Source organism: Bradyrhizobium sp. AUGA SZCCT0176 (genome assembly GCF_018130145.1).
Taxonomy (GTDB): domain Bacteria; phylum Pseudomonadota; class Alphaproteobacteria; order Rhizobiales; family Xanthobacteraceae; genus Bradyrhizobium.
Genome location: NZ_JAFCMB010000004.1, coordinates 339761 through 359245, shown reverse-complemented (window position 1 = coordinate 359245; position 19485 = coordinate 339761). Strand labels below are relative to the sequence as shown.

Annotated in this window: 20 protein-coding genes; 12 read left to right on the top strand and 8 right to left on the bottom strand. The window is 62.7% G+C overall.

Translation table 11 applies throughout. The annotated features are described in order from the left end of the window. Window positions 1-45: 45 nt before the first annotated feature. From JQ600_RS12880 to JQ600_RS12870, 3 genes are all read right to left on the bottom strand, one after another. Window positions 46-411: a VanZ family protein gene (locus tag JQ600_RS12880; RefSeq protein WP_212391069.1), complete on the bottom strand. Its 366-nt coding sequence runs from the start codon at window positions 409-411 to the stop codon at window positions 46-48. 164 nt (window positions 412-575) lie between these two features. Continuing rightward, entirely contained in the window at window positions 576-1181 is a 606-nt protein-coding gene (locus tag JQ600_RS12875) for a thiamine pyrophosphate-dependent enzyme (protein WP_212391071.1), read from the bottom strand. An 8-nt stretch (window positions 1182-1189) separates the two neighbouring features. Then, window positions 1190-1747 (bottom strand): thiamine pyrophosphate-binding protein, encoded by a 558-nt coding sequence (locus tag JQ600_RS12870; protein ID WP_212391073.1) that lies wholly within the window; start codon window positions 1745-1747, stop codon window positions 1190-1192. A gap of 219 nt (window positions 1748-1966) precedes the next feature. On the opposite strand from JQ600_RS12870, the gene JQ600_RS12865 reads away from it, so the two are divergent. From JQ600_RS12865 to JQ600_RS12855, 3 genes are read left to right on the top strand one after another with little or no spacing between them, the layout of a single operon-like run. Further along, the gene (locus JQ600_RS12865; protein ID WP_212467469.1) at window positions 1967-2914 is read left to right on the top strand and encodes a tripartite tricarboxylate transporter substrate binding protein; all 948 of its coding nucleotides are present in this window, start codon (window positions 1967-1969) and stop codon (window positions 2912-2914) included. 16 nt (window positions 2915-2930) lie between these two features. Further along, window positions 2931-3815, top strand: a complete 885-nt coding sequence (locus JQ600_RS12860) for an amidohydrolase (RefSeq protein ID WP_212391075.1) — start codon at window positions 2931-2933, stop codon at window positions 3813-3815. A gap of 15 nt (window positions 3816-3830) precedes the next feature. Beyond that, entirely contained in the window at window positions 3831-4880 is a 1050-nt protein-coding gene (locus JQ600_RS12855; RefSeq protein WP_212391077.1) for a hydroxyacid dehydrogenase, read from the top strand. A gap of 2 nt (window positions 4881-4882) precedes the next feature. Here the strand turns inward: JQ600_RS12855 and JQ600_RS12850 are convergent, their stop codons facing one another. Then, window positions 4883-5773: an MBL fold metallo-hydrolase gene (locus JQ600_RS12850; protein WP_212391079.1), complete on the bottom strand. Its 891-nt coding sequence runs from the start codon at window positions 5771-5773 to the stop codon at window positions 4883-4885. 10 nt (window positions 5774-5783) lie between these two features. Continuing rightward, window positions 5784-6998, bottom strand: a complete 1215-nt coding sequence (locus JQ600_RS12845) for an ABC transporter substrate-binding protein (RefSeq protein ID WP_212391081.1) — start codon at window positions 6996-6998, stop codon at window positions 5784-5786. Window positions 6999-7111: 113 nt separating this feature from the next. Between JQ600_RS12845 and JQ600_RS12840 the strand changes: the two genes are divergently transcribed. From JQ600_RS12840 to JQ600_RS12825, 4 genes are all read left to right on the top strand, one after another. Further along, window positions 7112-7819 carry a TetR/AcrR family transcriptional regulator gene (locus JQ600_RS12840; RefSeq protein ID WP_212391083.1) on the top strand — a complete coding sequence of 236 codons (708 nt, stop codon included), beginning with the start codon at window positions 7112-7114 and terminating at the stop codon, window positions 7817-7819. Next, a complete protein-coding gene (locus tag JQ600_RS12835; protein WP_409410655.1) occupies window positions 7797-7970 on the top strand; it encodes a hypothetical protein in 174 nt (57 codons plus the stop codon). The genes JQ600_RS12840 and JQ600_RS12835 overlap by 23 nt, the downstream gene beginning before the upstream one ends. Window positions 7971-7972: 2 nt before the next feature. After that, window positions 7973-8809 carry an SDR family NAD(P)-dependent oxidoreductase gene (locus JQ600_RS12830; RefSeq protein WP_212269076.1) on the top strand — a complete coding sequence of 279 codons (837 nt, stop codon included), beginning with the start codon at window positions 7973-7975 and terminating at the stop codon, window positions 8807-8809. A 78-nt stretch (window positions 8810-8887) separates the two neighbouring features. Beyond that, window positions 8888-10087, top strand: coding sequence for an ABC transporter substrate-binding protein (locus JQ600_RS12825; protein WP_212391085.1), 1200 nt, complete (start codon window positions 8888-8890; stop codon window positions 10085-10087). 533 nt (window positions 10088-10620) lie between these two features. Here the strand turns inward: JQ600_RS12825 and JQ600_RS12820 are convergent. After that, window positions 10621-11070, bottom strand: coding sequence for a cupin domain-containing protein (locus JQ600_RS12820; RefSeq protein ID WP_211996955.1), 450 nt, complete (start codon window positions 11068-11070; stop codon window positions 10621-10623). A 157-nt stretch (window positions 11071-11227) separates the two neighbouring features. Between JQ600_RS12820 and JQ600_RS12815 the strand changes: the two genes are divergently transcribed. The 4 genes from JQ600_RS12815 to JQ600_RS12800 all read left to right on the top strand — a co-directional run bounded on the left by JQ600_RS12815 (window position 11228) and on the right by JQ600_RS12800 (window position 16778). Further along, window positions 11228-11989: an SDR family NAD(P)-dependent oxidoreductase gene (locus tag JQ600_RS12815; RefSeq protein WP_212391087.1), complete on the top strand. Its 762-nt coding sequence runs from the start codon at window positions 11228-11230 to the stop codon at window positions 11987-11989. Window positions 11990-12100: 111 nt separating this feature from the next. Beyond that, the gene (locus tag JQ600_RS12810) at window positions 12101-12937 is read left to right on the top strand and encodes an enoyl-CoA hydratase family protein (protein ID WP_212269080.1); all 837 of its coding nucleotides are present in this window, start codon (window positions 12101-12103) and stop codon (window positions 12935-12937) included. Between the two features lie 166 nt (window positions 12938-13103). Further along, window positions 13104-15455, top strand: a complete 2352-nt coding sequence (locus JQ600_RS12805; protein WP_212391089.1) for a bifunctional salicylyl-CoA 5-hydroxylase/oxidoreductase — start codon at window positions 13104-13106, stop codon at window positions 15453-15455. 78 nt (window positions 15456-15533) lie between these two features. Next, entirely contained in the window at window positions 15534-16778 is a 1245-nt protein-coding gene (locus JQ600_RS12800; protein WP_212391090.1) for a flavin-dependent oxidoreductase, read from the top strand. Between the two features lie 168 nt (window positions 16779-16946). On the opposite strand, the gene JQ600_RS12795 is transcribed toward JQ600_RS12800, so the two are convergent. Further along, a complete protein-coding gene (locus JQ600_RS12795; protein WP_212269083.1) occupies window positions 16947-17402 on the bottom strand; it encodes a cupin domain-containing protein in 456 nt (151 codons plus the stop codon). 47 nt (window positions 17403-17449) lie between these two features. Continuing rightward, the gene (locus JQ600_RS12790; RefSeq protein WP_212391092.1) at window positions 17450-18640 is read right to left on the bottom strand and encodes an ABC transporter substrate-binding protein; all 1191 of its coding nucleotides are present in this window, start codon (window positions 18638-18640) and stop codon (window positions 17450-17452) included. 229 nt (window positions 18641-18869) lie between these two features. On the opposite strand from JQ600_RS12790, the gene JQ600_RS12785 reads away from it, so the two are divergent. Then, the gene (locus JQ600_RS12785) at window positions 18870-19364 is read left to right on the top strand and encodes a MarR family winged helix-turn-helix transcriptional regulator (protein WP_192734383.1); all 495 of its coding nucleotides are present in this window, start codon (window positions 18870-18872) and stop codon (window positions 19362-19364) included. The last annotated feature ends 121 nt before the right edge of the window (window positions 19365-19485 follow it).

Here is a 19485-nt window from a genome sequence, read left to right as displayed (position 1 = left end):
GGGCAATCCTCCCGCGGGGATTGTTGCGTCAGGACGCACCGGCCGTCACGACGCGCCGGCGCTCGATCGTTGCGTTCGCTTGACGACCAGATCGAAGGCCGCCGCAGCGGCGAGGCCAACGCAGACTGCAAACGCGTCGACCAGAAAATCCTCCAGCCGCGCGTGCCGCCCCGGCGCCCAGAATTGCAGGATCTCGATCACGCCGGTCAGGCCGACGCCGGTGGCCGCCGTAAACAAACGGTTTCGCGTGTAGGCCAGGCCGAACGCGAGGCCAAGCAATACGAAGGCGAGCGCATGTTCGCCGTCCTGTCCGAGAATACTGGCGTGCGGCCGATAACCCGGCGGCCCCAGGGTTGCGAATGCGACGGCTGCGGCAAGACACCAGGCGAAGAGCTTGAGGGCAATTGACATGAGCCCGGCTTAGCATGTTCAGGACGCGAATATTGCACCTGCGAACAGCCACGATGTCGTGTGGTTAATGCCTAATACTAGAGCGTTTTCGAGCGAAAGCCTGTCCCGCACTTGATGCGGGATGGAGCCCGGTTCGCGTGAAGAAAACGCGTCAAAACAAAAAGCTAGAGCGGTTCCCGCACACCCAGCCCGTGCATGAACCGTTCCCTGATCTGCACGGGATCGCGCCGGGTGATGCCGACGCCCGGTTTGTCGTCGATCCGCACGCCGATCAGGGTCGGCCCCGCGGTGGACATGGATTGATCGATCAGGCGCTCGAAATCGTCCTCGTCGGCGGCCCAGGCGCTGTTGCCGAGACCGCTGGCGATCGCGATCGCAACGATGTCGGCCACAACAGCGCCTGGCGTCGGCTGCGCGCCGGTGATCTGGTAGACGCCGTTGTCCATCACCACCATCGTAAGATTCTTCGGCGCTAGGGTCGCGATCGTCGACAGCGCGCCCAGTTGCATCAACAGCGAGCCGTCGCCTTCGAGCGCGAAGATGCGGCGCTTCGGTTGCGCCAGTGCGACGCCGAGCGCGATCGGAAAGGCGAGACCCATGCTGCCGAGCATGTAAAAGTTCTGCGGCCGGTGGCCGGCGGCCCACAGGTCGAAATTGGTGTTGCCGATACCGCCGACCACGGCTTCCTCGTTCTTCAGCTTGGCGACCAGCCGCGAGGTGAGATCGAAGCGGTTCATGACCTTGGTATTGCGGGCAGGGGTGTTGTTCATGACATCGCTCACTTGTCGAAGGTCTTGCCGCCGGTCAAAAGCGGCGAAAGGATCAGCGCCACCGGCGCCTGCGTGGTGATGGCCTGCTTGATCGAGCGGTCGCAGATGAATTCGAACTCGTCGAGGCGTGTGCAGGTGTGATGCTCCATCGCCAGCGAATCCAGCACCGGGCGCATGGTGCGGCATACCAGCGACTGGCCGTAGTTGAACTCGCCGAGCGTGCCGCGTTCGGTCACGAACAAGATCAGCGGGATCTGGTAGGGCATCGCCAGTGAGGCCAGCACGTTGGCGAGCGTTGCAAAGCCCGACGTCTGCATCAGCACCGCGCCCCGCCGCCCGCCCATCCAGGCGCCGGAGACGATGCCGACGGCTTCTTCCTCGCGCGCGGTCGGAAAGGTCGTGAAAAACGGATCGGCATGCAGGTTCTTGATCAGCGTCGTCAGGATGCGATCGGGCACATAGGGCACCAGACTGATATCGTTGCGCTTGAGAGATTGCAGCACGATGCCGTGCCAGCTCTTCTCCTGCGAGATCTCGGGCGAGGTTTTTTCCTCCGCAACCGCCATACTGTCTTCTCCCTCGATCTTCCGAAAAATTCGCGTTCGCGACGTGGTGCCTTCGCGCAGCATTTTGCTGCGCCGAAACTTGACGCCGTGGGCGGGATTGTCAACATGCCTTCATCGTTACCGTGATCTGCAGACTTGGCGATGGCTTCAACGCGCCGGCATGCGACAATGTGAGATAACGAGAACATCGGGAGGGCTGCCGTGGGAGTTTGGTTCCGGATGGCTGCGGTTGCGGCATTGATGCTCGCTGCGGTGGGCGCGGCATCCGCGCAATCGTTCCCTTCAAAGCCCGTGCGTATTTTCGTGCCCTATCCCGCCGGCGGCGGCGTCGATGTCCTGACGCGCACGCTGGGTGAGGTGGTGTCCAAGCAATGGGGCCAGTCGGTCGTGGTCGAGAACCGTCCGGGCGCCGGCGGCGTCATTGCCTCGCAGGCGGTCGTGACCTCGCCGCCTGACGGCTACACGCTGATCATGGTGGCGAGCGGTCATGCCACCAATCCGTTGCTGTATCCCAAAATTCCCTACGACACCTTCAAGGACTTCACGCCGATTTCGCTACTCGGGTCGTCGCCCAATATCCTGCTGGTGCGTGCGGATTCTCCGTTCAAGGCGGTGGCCGATGTGATCGCGGCGGCGAAGGCAAAGCCGGGCAGTCTGTCATTTGCCCATGCCGGCACCGGCACGTCGACGCATCTGGCTGGCGAACTCCTGAAGAATCTCGCGAAAGTCGATCTCAACGCCATTCCGTACAAGGGTGGGGCACCCGCGATCAACGATCTGCTCGGCGGGCAAATTCCGATGTCGTTCAACAACGGCCCGGAATCGGTCGGGCAGCTTCAAGCCGGCACGCTTCGTGCGCTCGCCGTCACCACGGCCGATCGCGCGCCGCTCCTGCCCAACGTCCCGAGCATGTCGGAAGCCGTACCGGGCTATGACACCGGCGTGTGGTGGGGCCTGCTTGGACCGGCCGGCATGCCGCCCGAGATACTCACAAAACTCTCACATGATTTCGTCGCGGCCTTGAACACGGAGGCCGTGAAGGAGCGCCTCGGCAAGCTCGGCGCGCAGCCGATCGGCAGCTCACCGCAACAATTCGACGCCAGGATCCGTGCCGATTACGAAAAATGGGAGCCGATCATCAAAGCTTCCGGGATGAAGGCGGAATAACGATGTGGTGCCTCCGATGATTCCAGCCTGCCTTCCGCCCCGACCTGTCAGCCGTCCCAAGGTGCCGTTGCCGCCTGGCGCCTGCGATACCCATGCCCATGTATTCGGCCCATCGGATCGCTTTCCCTATGCGGATGATCGCAGCTACACCCCGCCGGATGCGCCGCTGGAAAAATATCTCGGCATGCTCGACACGCTCGGCTTTGCGCGCGGCGTGCTGGTGCAGGGCAGTGCGCACGGCCGCGACAATGCGGCGATGCTCGATGCGCTGCGGCGAGAGCCCGGCCGCCTGCGCGGCGTCGCGGTGGCCGACGCCAATGTCTCGCCTGACGAACTGCGCGCGTGGCACGGCGCCGGCGTCCGAGGCCTGCGCTTCAATCACTTCTTTCGTGATGGTCAGTTGCACTATCGCGGCGGCGTGCCGTTGACGAAGGCCGAGAAGCTTGCGCCTGTCATGGCCGAGCTTGGCTGGCACCTGCAGCTCTGGATCGATGTCAAGGATCTGCCGCAGACGATTCCGATCCTCAAAAAACTCGGCCTGCCTGTCGTGATCGATCACATGGGCCGCACCGATGCGCGCGCCGGCACAGGCACCGAAGGTTTCCAGAGCCTGTTGCGTGCGGTCGGCGAGGGCTGGTGCTGGGCGAAATTGTCGGGCGCGCATCGGCTGAGCCAAAACGCGCCTGACTATCCCGAAGCGCGGCCGTTCCACGAGATGCTGGTCAAGATGAATCCGGAGCGCCTGGTCTGGGGCGGCGACTGGCCGCATCCGCGGGTCGAGGGCGAAATGCCGGACGCCGGACACCTTCTCGAATTGTTTCAGATGTGGACGCCTGATAAGGCAACGCAGCAGCGCATCCTCGTCACCAATCCCGCCAAACTCTATGACTTCCCGAACTGAAAGTTGCACAACAAGATGACCGTCAACAACAAGCGCGTGTTCTACGTCAAATATCTCGCCCACGAGATCTACACCGAGATCCTGAAGGCCAGGGCCGATGTGCGGCTCGACAAGCTGGAAAACGAGAGCCCTGAATCCGTCGCGGCGCCGATTCTGGCCGCGGCGCACGCCTATCAGATCGGGGCAGCGCGCGATGAACTGGCGCCGCATTTCCATGCCCATGCAGATCTTCTGAAGCGGGCGCCGAATTTGCTCATCGTCTCCAGCAACGGCGCGGGCTTTGACCCCGTTGATGTCGACGCCTGCACCGCGGCCGGCGTGCTGGTGGTCAACCAGACCGGTGGCAACGCCAATTCCGTGGCTGAGCACGCGCTTGGCATGCTGCTGACGCTGTCGAAGCGCATTCTGGAATCCGACCGCGCATTGCGGCGCGAGGCCAATGTCAATCGCAATGCGCTGATCGGCAACGAAGCGCAGGGCAAGACCATCGGCGTTGTCGGGATAGGCAATGTCGGCCGTCGCATCGCCGAGCTCTGCAAGGGCCTGCTGCACATGAAGGTGATCGCCTATGATCCCTATCTGACGGCGGAGGAAATCGCGGCGCGGGGCGCCGAGAAGGTGGAGCTCGACGATCTGATGCGCCGCTCGGACTTCGTTTCGATTTCCTGCCCACTGACAAAAGACAATCGCCGTATGATCGGCGCAAAACAGTTCGCGCTGATGCAGCCGCATGCGTTCTTCATCACCACCGCGCGCGGCTTCATTCACGACGAGGCCGCGTTGTACAACGCGCTGCGCGACAAGCGGATCGCCGGTGCCGGGCTCGACGTCTGGGACAAGGAGCCGCCGCCGCCGGACCACCCGCTGCTGCAGTTCGACAATGTGCTGGCGAGCCCACATACCGCTGGTGTCACCAGGGAAGCCCGCGTCAACATGGGCAGGATCGCCGCCGAACAGATCCTCGACGCGCTCGACGGCAAGCGGCCGCCGCGTATCGTCAATCCCGAGGTCTGGCCGGCCTATGCCAAGCGCTTCGAGAAGACGTTTGGGTTTGCGCCGAAATAGGCCTACAGGAAAACGAACCGGAAGGCGGATCCCTTCGATACCACGCGGCCGGCGGTCGGTGCCGGAAAGTGCGCCGCAAGCAGGATGCTCGGCGTGTCCGCGAGCCGCTCGAGCAGTTTGATACGGGTGGCCCGCGCGGCCTCCCGATCGAAATCCGCCGCGTTCGACAGCCAGGGCGCCGCGCACTGGATCGGATGATGGATGATGTCGCCGGACATCACCGCGTGATCATGCCTGCCATTCAAATGGATCTGCATATTGCCGATCGTATGGCCGGGGGCGGGCTCAAAGTGCACCATCGCGTTTCGATCGTCGAACAGCAGATGGTCGGTTTCCACGAATTCCGCCTGTCCGGCGGCAACCACCGGCAACACCGAATCTGCGAAGGATCCGTGATTGACCGGATTTGTGGGGTTGGTGGCGTGTGCCTGCTCCCAATGGCGATACTCGGCGCGGCCCATCAGGTAGCGTGCGTTCGGGAAGGTCGGGACCCAGCGACCGTCGATGAGCCGCGTGTTCCAGCCGACGTGATCGACGTGCAGATGGGTGCACATCACGAAGTCGACGTCTTCGGGACGAACGCCGAGTGCTTGCATGTTTTCCAGATAAGGCTGGTTGAGCTGGTTCCATACCGGGACGCGCGGCCGCGGCTTGTGATTGCCGCAGCAGGTGTCGACCAGGGCTGTCCATCGCTCGGTGCGGACCACATAGGAGTGGTGGCTGAGGATCATCCGCCCGGTGTCGGGCTCGATGTATCGCTCGTCCAGCCAGCCGCGATTGGCCGCGATCACCTCGTCATCGACGTTGGCGAACAACCAGGTCTTTTCAAACGGCAGGCTGGCAATCTCGACCAGCCGGTCGATCCGCATGCTGCCAATTTTCAACGTCTCCATGCCGGGTTTGTCAGTTCCGCAACAAATCGCCGAACGGCACCCAGCGTGTTCCGTCATAGCGGATCAGCCGCATGCTCGTCATCGGCGTATAGCGTTCCGGCGAATTACTCACCGCGGTGCCGTTGATCAGCATCGGCAGGCGAACGTCTTTCAGGTTGGTCGCCTGCTTCATCACATTGGCGCGGGTCAGATCGTTACCGGCGGCCTTGAGCGTCGTTACCAATGTCTGGGCGATGGTGTAGCCATACACGTTCAGCCAGTCGCTCTTGTTGGCGTCCGGCAGATATTTCTCCATGAAGGCCAGCCATTCCTCGTAGCCAGGGTCGTCCTTCAGGCCGGGATCGGTGCTGTCTTTCAGATACTGGCTGGAGACGACGCCGACCGAATTCTCGCGCCCCGCCGGTTCGAGCACGCCGCTGATGGAGGCAGATACGTTTGAAATAATCGTGGTCGGCTTCCATCCGATCTCGGCGATCTTCCGGATCGCTTGCGCGGCGAATTTCGGTGTGGCCGCCACCAGTACGACATCGGCGCCGCTGCTCTTCAAGAGCAGTATCTGGGTATCGATGGTGGGGGAGGTGGTTTCATAGGGCGCCTTGGAGACGATCTGATCGCTGCCGCCGAGACCTTCCTCCAGCGCCTTCAGATAGTCTTTTCCTAGATCGTCGTTTTGATAGAGAACGCCGATCTTTGCCCTCGGGTGGCTGTCCCTGATGTATTTGGAATAGGCGAGAGCCTCGTCGCGATAGGTCGGCTGCCAGCCGACCGTCCACGGGAAACTCTTCGGATCGTCCCACTTCGCGGCGCCGGAGCCGAGGAAGAGTTGCGGCACCTTCTTGTCGTTGAGATATTTGTGCACGGCGTTGTTGGTCGGCGTTCCGACGCCGCCGAAGATCAACAGCACCTCATCGCTTTCGACCAGGCGGCGGGTCTGTTCGACGGTCTTTGGGGGACTGTAGGCGTCGTCCGCGATGATCATCTGGATCCGTCGCCCGTTGACGCCGCCTTCGTCATTGATCTTGCGAAAATAGGCTTCGGCGGATTTCGCGATCTGCGCGAAGGCGGAAACCGGCCCGCTGAGGGGGGCCGTGGTGCCGATCTTGATCGTCTTGTCGTCAGCGCCCGTGTCGTATTTCGCGGCGCCTTGCGCCTGCGCGGGGATGGCCGCCAGCACCGACAGGGCGATGCCGAGGGCGTGAAGTCGGGATCCAGGAAAACGGCGCACTTTGTAACTCCTCCCAGTTTTCCCGCCTCTTCGGGCGGGCTTTCCGGTCGTTCGGCGTACGAACGATCGTTCGTTTGGTTGACTATCGAACGATCGTTCGTTAGTCAATGTGCATGATTTCCTCTGCTTCCAGTGCGGCCGAAACGGTCGCGACCTCCACCCGCGAGCGCATTCTTGCCGAAGCGCTCAGCCTGTTTGCCGAGAGCGGCTATGGCGGCTCCTCGATGCGCGAACTGGCGCGCCGGGTCGGTGTCCGTGAAAGCAGCCTTTACAACCACTTCCCGGGCAAGGCGGCGATCCTGGAAGCGATCGTCAGCGAGCACGGGCCGGCGAGTTCGGCGAGCCGCCTCGAGCAGCCGCGCTATCGCCAGTTGCGCGACCAGCCCGCGGCGTTTTGCCGGCAGTTTGCCCTCGACCTCGTCGACCAATGGTCGGACCCGCGCGAGCATCAATTCCAGAAGGTCATCACGGCGGAACGAAACCGTGTCCCGGGTATTCGCGCGAAATTCGCCGATCAGTTCTATGCGCGCGAGCAGCGCCTGATGACGGACTATTTCCGCGGTTTCACGCTGGCCGGTCTCGTCAAGACACCGGATCCGCGCGAGACGGCGCGGCTGTTCGCGGCCGGCCTGATCTACATCCGCCTCGAGCACTATGTGATGGGCGCGCAGTCGTCACCGCGCGACAAGGTGATGGAAGCCATCGAGCGGTTTCTCGGTTTCTTCTTCTCGTTGATCGCCATCAGCGACGTCGCAGACCCAACAAATACAAAAAAACGAAAAGCTAAGGGAGAAGTGCGTGGCAAGGTTATCCCTGATTGATCCGGACGCGACGATCGGAGACATCCGCGCATCCTTTGACCGGATGGCGGTCAAGCCGAGCATCTTTCAAATAATGGCGCACGCCGAAGCCGGCGTGATCCCGGCGATGCGGGTCGGCAATGGCTCGGCGCGCCAACACGGGTCGAGGTAAAGATGACAGAGAAAATGCGCTATGTCCGCCAGCTTAGCGCGGCGTCCGAAGGTCAGGCTCCGGGCCGCGGCCGGCTTCGGGGCCGCAGGATCCTGGTCGTCGGTGGCGGTCAGCGGACGTTCGACGCCGCGACCGATCCGGTCGGAAACGGCCGGGCCATGTCCATGCTGTTTGCCAGGGAAGGCGCCCATGTCGCGGTCGCCGACCTGCACCGCGCCAGCGCCGATGACACCGTAAAGCGCATTGCCGGCGAGGGCGGTCTCGCTTTTTCGATCAAGGCGGATATTGCGCGCGAGGCCGATGTGAACAGGATGATCGACGAGGCCGTTGACGGTCTCGGTGGACTCGACGGCATGGTGCTCAATGTCGGCATCGGCGTCGGGGCGCTGGGGCTCGACGGTGTCGATCTCAAGGAGTGGAATGACACGTTCGCGGTCAATTTGACCGGTCCAATGCTCTGTTGCCGCAAGGCGCTGAAGCATATCGCCGATGGGGCGTCGATCGTGTTCATCTCGTCGATCGCCGGGCTTCGCTCGGGCTCGCGGCTGATTGCCTATGACACGTCGAAGGCGGCGCTTGGCGGCCTGATGCGCAACGTCGCCAAGGAAGGCGCGCGCCGCGGCATCCGCGCCAACATCATCTGCCCCGGACTGGTCGATACGCCGCTTGGCCGCCACACCAGCGCCGGCCGGCCGTCGCGCAGTGCGTCCGGCGCGCCGTTCGGGCGGATGGCGACGGGGTGGGAGATCGCCTACGCCGCGCTGTTCTTCATGTCCGACGAGAGCGTTTACGTCAACGCGCAGACGCTGGCGGTCGACAGCGGCATCACCGGGCTTTGAGCACGGCGAGGCAACGGGTCAATCAATAGCCGGCTCTTCTCGTGCCGGAAAGAAAAGTGAAAACAGGGGAGTGAGCGTATGTTGAGCAAGTCGTTGTGGCCGGCCCTTGTTGCCGGTGTAGTCAGTGCCATCGTCTGGACGGGAGCAGCGTCCGCACAGAAGAAATACGATCCCGGCGCATCCGACACCGAGATCAAGATCGGCCAGACCATGCCGTACAGCGGGCCGGCTTCGTCCTATGCAACGATCGGCCTTGTGATGAAGGCCTATTTTGACAAGATCAATGCGGAGGGCGGCGTCAACGGCCGCAAGATCACGCTGCTGTCGCAAGACGACGGGTTTGTTTCGTCCAAGACGGTGGAAGCCACGCGCAAGCTGGTCGAGCAGGATGATGTTCTGTTCATCGCCGGCTCGCTCGGCACGGCGCCGAACGCCGCGGTTCAGAAATATCTGAACATCAAAAAGGTGCCGCAGCTTTTCGTCGCGACCGGCGCGACGCGGTGGGGCGATCCGGAACATTTTCCGTGGACCATGGGATGGCAGCCCAGCTACCAGATCGAAGGCGCCATTCTCGGTCGTTACACGGCTGCCACGTATCCGACGGCAAAAATCGGCGTGCTGTATCAGAACGATGATTCCGGAAAGGATTACATCAAGGGTTTCAAGGCGGGCCTCGGTGACGCCGCCAAGCTGATCGTGGCCGAGACCTCGTATGAATTGTCGGATCCTACGGTCGACTCGCAAGTCATCACGTTGAAGACTGCCGGCGCCGACGTGTTTTTCCTGCACGCGAATCCGAGATTCGTCGCCCAGGCGATCCGCCGGACGTTTGAGCTGACCTGGAAGCCCGCGATCATCCTGCCGAGCGTTGGCGCGTCGGTCGGCGCGGCTCTGGCTCCGGCCGGTCTGGAGAAATCGATCGGCGCCGTGACGGCGGCCTATATGAAGGATCCCACCGACAAGGTGTGGGAAAGCGACAAGGGCTTTCAGGACTGGCTCGCCTTCATGAAGCAATGGTATCCGCGCGGGAGCCTGATCGACGGCAGCAATGTCTATGGCTACTCCATGGCCCAGACCATCGTCCAAGTCCTCAGGCAATGCGGCGACGTGCTGACGCGCGAGAACGTCATGCAGCAGGCGGCTTCCATGAAGGATCTGGAGCTTCCGATGCTGCTGCCGGGCATAGACCTCAGCACCAGTGCCAAGGATTTTTTCCCCATCAAGCAGATGCGGCTGGCGCGCTTTGACGGCACGTCCTGGATCGTGATGCCGAAGTAGGGCGAGGCGGCCTGGAACCCGTCCTCTCCGGGGCGGGTTCAGTGCCGAAAGTGCGGCTCAAATCTGCGGAGAAAATTTCCCCCGCGGCGGGCGCGATCATGGCAATAATTCCACTGCCAAAGGGCGCCCGGACGACGCGCGCATTGCTATTTTCGTAGGCATCTCGACTAGTTAGCCCGTTACGACCATTTTCCGTAGTGCGCCCCGTTTCTGGGAACAACCGTTCCGCCGGGCACGATGGAAGATGAAATGCGACAGGTAGGTACATTTCTGCGCAACGCGCCGTCCCGGATCGGACGTCGCCTGGCCCAGATCGTCGCGATTGCCGCTGCCAGCCTGCCGGCTGCCGGGGCTTAAGGCCGCTTACGTCAATTTGAACATCGAAAGCTCGTCATCGCGCGAACCTGCGGTTCGCGGATACCGGGTTTGTCGCGCTATGTCTGGCGTAAATACTTTCGCGCAGCCTCAGAGCTTTGCCATCGTCGCCCGCGCGGCACATTGCGCGCGGGCTCAGCTAAATTTCGCGAAGAGTTTTAGTCATTGGCTTCCGGCGGCAGAAAATTCACTTCATGCTCGGCCGAGATGCGCACGATCTCGGCGACATCGCTCAGATTGTGCAGCTGGTTGAAAAGTGCTTCCAGCTTCTGGGTCGGTGAAACCCAGAACAGCGCCCGCGCCGGTTTGTCCGACTTGTTGAAATAGCCGTGCGGGATCCCGCGCGGCAACCGCACCAGGTCGCCGGCCTTGGCCTGCACCCAGACGCCATCGAGCTTCAGATCGAGCATGCCGTCCTGCACCAGGATGAATTCGTCCTGCGTGGGGTGGATGTGGACCGGTACGAACTGGCCGGGATCACTGTTGGTTTCGAACGCAAAGGTCGAATCCGTCACGGCCTTTGGGAAGTATACCTGTCCGAGGATGTTCCAGGTCTTGCCGGAATAGCCGGTGCCGTTCTGCGTGATGCCTTTTTCGAGCGCCGCCATGTTGTTGACCCCTCTTTGGCTGTCGCGACGACGCTACCCCCGGCCGGCCTTCTGTCAAGCGGGTGTGGCAGGCACGCGAACGCTTCCGCAACTTGCTTCCTTGCAAAAGCTTGAAGTTTAAAATAAATGTCGGAGGTCAGTTCCGGGAGGCCGACCGATGTCCAAACCGTTGCATTCCCAGCATGCGCTCGTCACCGGCGGCGGGCGTGGCATTGGCCGCGCAGTCGCCGCAGCACTGTCCGACGCCGGCGCTGTCGTCACCGTGCTCGGCCGCAATCGCGCCACGCTGGATGAAGCCGTTGCGTCAGGCGCCGCGCAATTTGCTGTTACAGCAGATGTCGCCGATGCAGCTTCCGTGAAATCAGCCGTTGCGGAGGCCGCGGGCCGGCAACCGATCGATATCCTGATCGCGAATGCGGGCGCTGCGGAATCCGCGCCGTTCGGCCGCTCCGACGCTGCGCTGTTCCAGCGCATGATGGACGTCAATTTCATGGGCGTGGTGCATGCCACGCAGGCTGTGTTGCCGGGGATGCTGGAGCGCCGCCAGGGGCGGGTGGTCGCGATCGCCTCTACCGCCGGCCTGAAGGGCTACGCCTATGTCAGCGCCTACAGCGCTGCAAAACACGCGGTGATTGGTCTGGTCCGTTCGCTGGCGCTGGAAACGGCCAAGAGCGGCGTCACCGTCAATGCGGTATGTCCCGGATTCACCGAGACCGATCTGCTCGAAGGCTCGATCGACAACATCATCAAGAAGACCGGGCGCAGCCGCGAGCAGGCGGTCGCCGAGCTCTCGAAGCACAATCCGCAGGGCCGCCTCGTTGCGCCGTCGGAAGTCGCCGATGCCGTGCTGTGGTTGTGCGGCGCGGGCGCCGGCGCCATTACCGGACAGGCGGTCGCGGTCGCCGGCGGCGAAGTTTGAAATTGAAACCGTCATTGCGAGCGAAGCGAAGCAATCCATCTCGCCGCAAAAAGAAAGAATGGATTGCTTCGCTGCGCTCGCAATGACGAATAGCAAGACAAGGGAGATCCCATGAGCAGACCCGCCAACCCCGTCACGCTGCCGCTATCAGAATATTCGCCGAAGCATTTCTTGCTCGCCGTTGACGGCAAGATCGCCACCGTGACGCTGAACCGTCCGGAGCGGAAAAATCCGCTGACCTTCGACAGCTACCGCGAACTGACGGATTTCTTCCGCGCCTGCGCGATGGATGATGAAGTCAAGACCATCGTGGTGTCAGGCGCTGGCGGGAACTTCTCTTCGGGCGGCGACGTCTTCGAGATCATCGGTCCGCTGGTGCAGATGGACACCAAGGGCCTCACCGCCTTCACGCGGATGACCGGCGATCTCGTGAAGGCGATGCGCGCTTGCCCGCAACCCATCATCGCCGCTGTCGACGGCATCTGCGCCGGTGCCGGCGCGATCATCGCGATGGCCTCGGATATGCGCCTGGCAGCGCCCGGCGCCAAGGTCGCCTTCCTCTTCAACAAGGTCGGGCTCTCCGGCTGCGACATGGGCGCCTGTGCGATCCTGCCGCGCATCATCGGTCAGTCGCGGGCGTCGGAACTGCTCTACACCGGCCGCTTCATGACCGCGGAGGAGGGCGAACGCTGGGGCTTCTTCAGCCGGATCGTGGCCGCCGACCAGGTGCTGGCGCAGGCGCAAGCGCTGGCGAAACAGGTGTCCGACGGGCCGACCTACGCCAACACCATGACCAAGCGGATGCTGGCGATGGAATGGGCGATGTCGGTGGAGGAGGCGATCGAGGCGGAAGCCGTCGCCCAGGCACTGTGCATGACCACGGAGGATTTTGCCCGGGCGTTCGAGGCGTTTTCCAACAAGCGGTCACCGGTGTTCCAGGGGAATTAGGCAAGGATGTAGCCCGGGTGAGCGCAGCGATACCCGGGGAATTCTCCGTTCAGCCCGATCCCGGATGTCGCTCCGCTCATCCGGGCTACAGGTGGCCCTTGCGGGAAAATTGCTTTAGGTTTAAAGTAATTTCCGGATGGCCCGTTAGCTTGCTTCGGAGGCGCTGATGAAGGTGGCGATAATCGGCGGGGGACCGGCGGGTCTCTATGCCGCGATCCTTTTGAAGAAGCAGCGGCCGCAGGCCGAGATCACGGTGTACGAGCGCAACCGCGCCGACGACACGTTCGGCTTCGGCGTGGTGTTCTCCGACGCGACGCTGGACAACTTCGAAAAGTACGACCCGCCGAGCTACCGCCGCATCACCCAGGAATTCGCCTATTGGGACGATATCGCGGTGCATTTCCGCGGCACCGTGCACCGGGTGGGCGGCAACGGCTTTTGCGGCTGTTCGCGCCGCATGCTGCTGCTGATCCTTCAGGAACGCGCCCGCGAACTCGGCGTCACGCTGCTGTTCGAAACCGATGTCGACGACGAGACCCGTTTTGCCGATGCCGATCTGATCGTGCTCGCCGACGGCATCAACAGCCGTTTTCGCGACAAACATATCGGGCATTTCCGCCCCGAGATCGATCTACGCTCCAACAAGTTCACCTGGATGGGCTCGACCCGGCCGCTCGACGCCTTCACCTTCATCTTCCAGGAGACGGAGTGGGGACCGTTCATCGCCCACGCCTACCAATATGAAGCCGGCCGCTCGACCTGGATATTCGAGACCGATGCCGAGACCTTTGCGCGCGCCGGCCTGGAAGGCCTGAGCGAGCAGCAATCCGCCGATCGCATGGCGGAAATCTTCGGATGGTTCCTCGGCGAGCACAAGCTGCTGATCAACCGTTCGATGTGGCGGAATTTTCCGATGATCCGCAGCGAGCGCTGGGTCAAGGACAACATGGTGCTGCTTGGCGACGCCAAGGCGACCGCGCATTTCTCGATCGGCTCCGGCACCAAGCTCGCGATGGAGGACGCCATCGCGCTCGCCGAAGCGATGGCGCAGGCGCCGACAGTAGATGCAGCCTTGCAGACCTACGAGCAGGGACGGCGCGAGGAGGTCGAGAAGACCCAGCACGCCGCCGACGTGTCGCTTGTCTGGTTCGAGCATGTCGACCGCTTCTGGGATTTCGATCCCGTGCAGTTCGCGTTCGGCGTCATGACCCGCGCCAAGGCGATCACCTACGATAACCTTACGCTGCGCGCGCCGGGCTTTGTCAGCGAGGTCGACAAGGCGTTTGCGAAGACCGTCCGTACCAAAGGGTTTGACGTCGACATCGAAAAACCTGTCGCGCCGATGTTCCAGCCGTTCAAACTGCGCGAGATGGTGGTGGCCAACCGCGCGGTGGTGTCGCCGATGTGCATGTATTCGGCCGAGGAGGGCGTGCCCGGCGATTTCCATCTGGTGCATTACGGCTCGCGCGCGATCGGCGGCGCAGGTCTGATCTTCACCGAAATGACCTGCGTCGGCCGCGACGCCCGGATCACGCCGGGTTGCACCGGACTGTGGAACGACACGCAGCAGGCCGCATGGACGCGGATCGTGGATTTCGTGCACACCAATTCGGCCGCCAAGATCTGCCTGCAGCTCGGCCATGCCGGGCGCAAGGGCGCCACCAAGCTGATGTGGGATGGCATGGACCGTCCGCTGGAGCAGGGCGGCTGGGACACGCTGTCGGCGTCGCCGATTCCCTACTTCCCGGACAGCCAGGTGCCGCGCGAGATGGACCGATCAGCGATGGATCGCGTCAAGGCCGAATTCGTGGCCTCCGCGCAGCGCGGCGACGCCTGCGGCTTCGACATGCTGGAGCTGCACTGCGCCCACGGTTATCTGCTCGCAAGTTTCATCTCGCCGCTGACCAACACCCGGACGGATGAATATGGCGGCACGCTCGAGAACCGGTTGCGTTATCCGCTCGAAATATTCGAGGCGATGCGCGCGGCGTGGCCGGCGCACAAGCCGATGTCGGTGCGCATCTCCGCCACCGACTGGGCCGAAGGCGGCGTCACCGGCGACGATGCGGTGGCGATTGCCCGCGCGTTCGGCGAGGCCGGCGTCGATCTCGTGGACGTCTCCACCGGACAGACCGTGCGCGACGCGCAGCCGATTTACGGCCGCATGTTCCAGACGCCGTTCTCCGAACAGGTCCGCAACGAGGCAAGGGTTGCGACCATGTGCGTCGGGAACATCACGACGTCAGATCAGGTCAATACGATCTTGGCCGCCGGCCGCGCCGACCTGGTGGCGCTGGGCCGTCCGCATCTGGTTGATCCTTCCTTCACCATGCGGGCGGCGGCCTGGTATGGCGCCTCCGATATCGCCTGTCCGCCGCAATATCTTCCCGGAAAAGAGCAGATTTTCCGCAACTCTGTCCGCGACCGGCAGGATTTCGACGACCTCAAAATTAAGGGTAAGCCGAAAACCCGCGCCGAGCTCAAGGCCGAGGCGACAAAGCCGCTTGCGGCCGAATAGGCTGGATGGCACGCTCTATCTCTCCCTCGCCCCGCCCTTGCGGGGAGAGGGGAAGACAGTTGAGTGGAGTTTGAGCGGATGAAGGCGATCATCGTCGGAGGCGGCATCGGAGGCCTCACCACCGCGCTGATGCTGCGCGCCCGAGGCATCGACTGCGAATTGTTCGAACAGGCCGACAGCATTCGCGAGCTCGGCGTCGGCATCAACACGCTGCCGCATGCGATCCGCGAACTCGCTGGCCTTGGCCTGTTGGACCGGCTGGATGCGGCCGCTGTTCGTACCGATGATTTGTATTATCTGAACCGTCACGGCCAGGAAGTCTGGCGCGAACCGCGCGGCCTCGGCGCCGGTCACGACGTTCCGCAATTCTCGGTTCATCGCGGCCGCCTGCAGAGCGTCATCCATCGCGCCGTCGAGGAGCGGCTCGGCAAGGAGGCGATCCACACCGGCTGCCGGCTTGGCGCATTCGCGCAGCACGAAGGCGGCGTGATCGCGCATTTCTTCGACCGCACAGGCGCGCATATCAAGACCGCACGCGGCGATGTCCTGATCGGAGCCGACGGCATCCATTCGCGCGTGCGCGAAATGCTGTTTCCGGACGAGGGGCCGCCATGCTGGAACGGGTTGATGCTGTGGCGCGGCGCGCGCGACTGGCCGATGTTCCTGACCGGCAGTTCGATGATCGTGGCCGGTGGGCTCAATGCCAAGGTTGTGGTCTATCCGATCGCGGAGGGATCGAGCCCCGCCAGCCGGCTGACCAATTGGGCCGTGATGGTGCGGGTTGGCGAAGGCAATGCGCCGCCGCCGCGCCGCGAGGATTGGTCGCGGCCGGGCAAGCGCGAGGAATTGATGCCGCATGTGGCACGCTTCTCGGTGCCGCATGTCGACGTCCGCAACCTGATCTCGGCGACGCCGGAATTTTATGAATACCCCTGCTGCGATCGCGATCCCCTGCCATACTGGACCTGGGGGCGGGTGACGCTGCTCGGCGACGCCGCGCATCCGATGTATCCGGTCGGCTCCAACGGCGCCTCGCAGGCGATCCTCGATGCGCGGGCGCTTGCGGATTCGCTGGCCCATGCCGAGCATCCGCGCCAGGCGCTGCTGGCCTACGAGCAGAAGCGGCTGCCGATGACGGCGGAGATCGTGCGCGCGAACCGCCGCGGCGGTCCCGAGGGCGTCATCGACGCGGTCGAGCAACTGGCGCCGGATGGTTTTACTGATATCGAGAAGGTGCTGAGCTACGGCCAGCGCGAAGCCATCGTACGCGGCTATGCGTCAAAGGCCGGTTTTGCCGCGCCGTCATTGGCGGCCGTGCGGTAGGGCCAGCGTAAGCGCCACACGCTAAACTGTCATCGCCCGCGAAAGCGGGCGATCCAGTATTCCAGAGACGTCAGTGGTTGAATCGAGAAGCCGCGGCGTACTGGATGCCCCGCTGGAGCCTGTCATCGGGCGGCCATTCGGCCGACCCGGTGGCGGGGCATGACAACCTCACGCTCCCGGGGGCGGCGGCAGGAAGTGGATGTTGTGCTCGGCCGCCAGCGCCACGACGGCGTCGGGCGTCTGCTCTTTCATGTTGTGGATGCCCCAGAACAGGTCATAGAGCCGCCGCGTCGGCGAGACCCAGAACAGCACCTTCGAGGTCCGGCCCGATTTGTTGAAGATGCCGTGCGGCTTGCCCATCGGCAGGCGCACCAGATCGCCCGGCGAGGCCTGCGTCTCGGCACCGTCGAGGAAGAAGTCGAGCTTGCCTTCCAGGATGTAGAGATATTCGTCCTGGTCGGGGTGGATGTGCGGCGGCACGAAGGTGTCGGGCGGGAAGGTCGCGTGCCATGAGAAGGAATGCTCGGTGACGCTTTTCGGCACATAGGTTTGGCCAAGGATGCTCCAGGAGATTCCCTGGATGCCTTCATTGGCGCGCGTGATGCCGGCGATTTCAGTTTTCATTGTGTTGTTTCCTCCCAGATTTTCTTGCCAGCGTCTTCTTCGCCCGGTTATTTGCCGGATGCGCAATCCTTGGCGTAGCGGTCGCCGTAATTCGAAAAGACCTTTTCGACGATCTCGGTCTGGAACTTGCCGTCCGGGCGTTTTGCCACCTTGGTCAGGTAGAAATTCTGGATCGGATAGCCGTTGACGTTGAACTTGAAGTCGCCGCGCAGCGAGGTGAAGTCGGCCTTCTTCAGCGCCGCCGACACCGCGTCCTTGTTGGCGAGATCGCCCTTCACCGCCTTGACGGCGCTGTCGATCAGCATCGCCGCATCATAGGCCTGGAAGGCGTAGGTGCCGGGCACGATGTTGTAGGCCGCTTCATAGCCGGCCACGAATTTCTTGTTCTGCGGATTGTCGAGATTGGGCGCCCAGTTGGAACCGCCGAACATGCCGACGGCGGCGTCCTGCTGTGCCGGCAGCGTCGATTCATCGACGGTGAAGGCGGACAGCACGGGAATGCGATCGGCAAGGCCGGCCTGCCGGTATTGCTTGACAAGGCCGACACCGAGGCCACCCGGCATGAAGGTGAACAGCGCGTCGGGCTTCGAGGAGGAGATCTTGGTCAGCTCAACCTGGAAATCGGAGGTGTTCAGCGGCAAGTAGCTTTCCTCGACGATCTCGCCCTTGTAGTCGATCTTGAATCCGGCGGCGGAATCCTTGCCGGCCTGATAGTTCGGCACCAGCACATAGACACGCTTGTAGCCGCGATCCTGGGCAACCTTGCCGAGGACCTGATGGACCTGATCGTTCTGGTAGGAGGTGACGTAGAAAAACGGGCTGCACTCCTTGCCGGCATAGGTCGACGGACCCGCGTTAGGGCTGATCAGGAACGTCTTGTTTTCTGTGACCGGCCTGTGGATGGCCTGGAGGATGTTGGAGAAGATCGGGCCTACGACAAAATCGACCTTTTCGCGTTCCAGGAGGCCCTTGACCTTGGTCACGGCCCCGTCCGGCTTGAGCTCGTCATCGACCACGACGAGTTCGACGTCCTTGCCTGCCATCTTGCCGCCGAGGTCCTTGACCGCGAGTGCGAAACCGTCGCGGACCTGCTGGCCGAGTGCCGCCGGAGGGCCGGACAACGTCACGATGACGCCGATTTTGATCTTCTCCTGTGCCGCGGCTTGTCCTGCGGCGGCACTCAGCAAGACCGCAAGCAAGGCTAACTTAGGTCCCGCCAATTTCAACGGCTGCATCATCACCAACTCCTTCATTCGGCCGCAGCCGAAACCAACCCACCAAATCCTCAGATCCAGCTTATTCTGAGGATGACTTCGGCCGCAAGCAACAAGCCCGCAAATAAGAATCCATGTAAGAAAGCCATGCAAGCTGCGCGCCAAATGCTTGAACCCTAAAGAAATCTGGACCATGATAGCAAGCTGCGGTCTGCTCGATTCCCCGCACGCGCAAATCAGACAAATTGGCGTCATGATGCTTGATTCAGAGACCAAGGCTGTCGAACTCCCCGAGGATCACGGGGATGAAATCAGGCTGTGGCTCCGCCTTCTGACCTGTACCACCCTGATCGAGGGCGAGGTTCGCAGCCGGCTGCGCGAACGCTTCGATGTGACGCTGCCGCGCTTCGACCTGATGGCCCAGCTCGACAAGGTGCCCGACGGCATGACGCTATCAGACGTTTCGAAGCGGATGATGGTGTCGAACGGCAACGTCACCGGACTGGTCGAGCGCCTCGTCGAATCCGGCCATCTCGACCGGCGCACCTCGGATGCCGACCGCCGCGTCCAGGTGATCCGCCTGACCAAGGCCGGCCGTGTCGAGTTCCGCAAGATGGCTGCCGAGCATGAGTTGTGGATCGCCGACATCTTCGGGGATTTGACACCGAAGGATGTCCGCGAACTGATGCGGCTCCTGGCCAAGACCAAAGCATCGGCGCAGAAATCCGCGAAGGCGCGGACGGCGTAGGCGCAGCCTGGACCTGCCGGCGCGCCGGCTTCCAAAAAAGAGTGGAACGGCCCTGATCTGGGCCCTTGCGCCAAATTACTTTAAGTATAAAATGATTGCCAATGGAGCACTGCCGGACGGT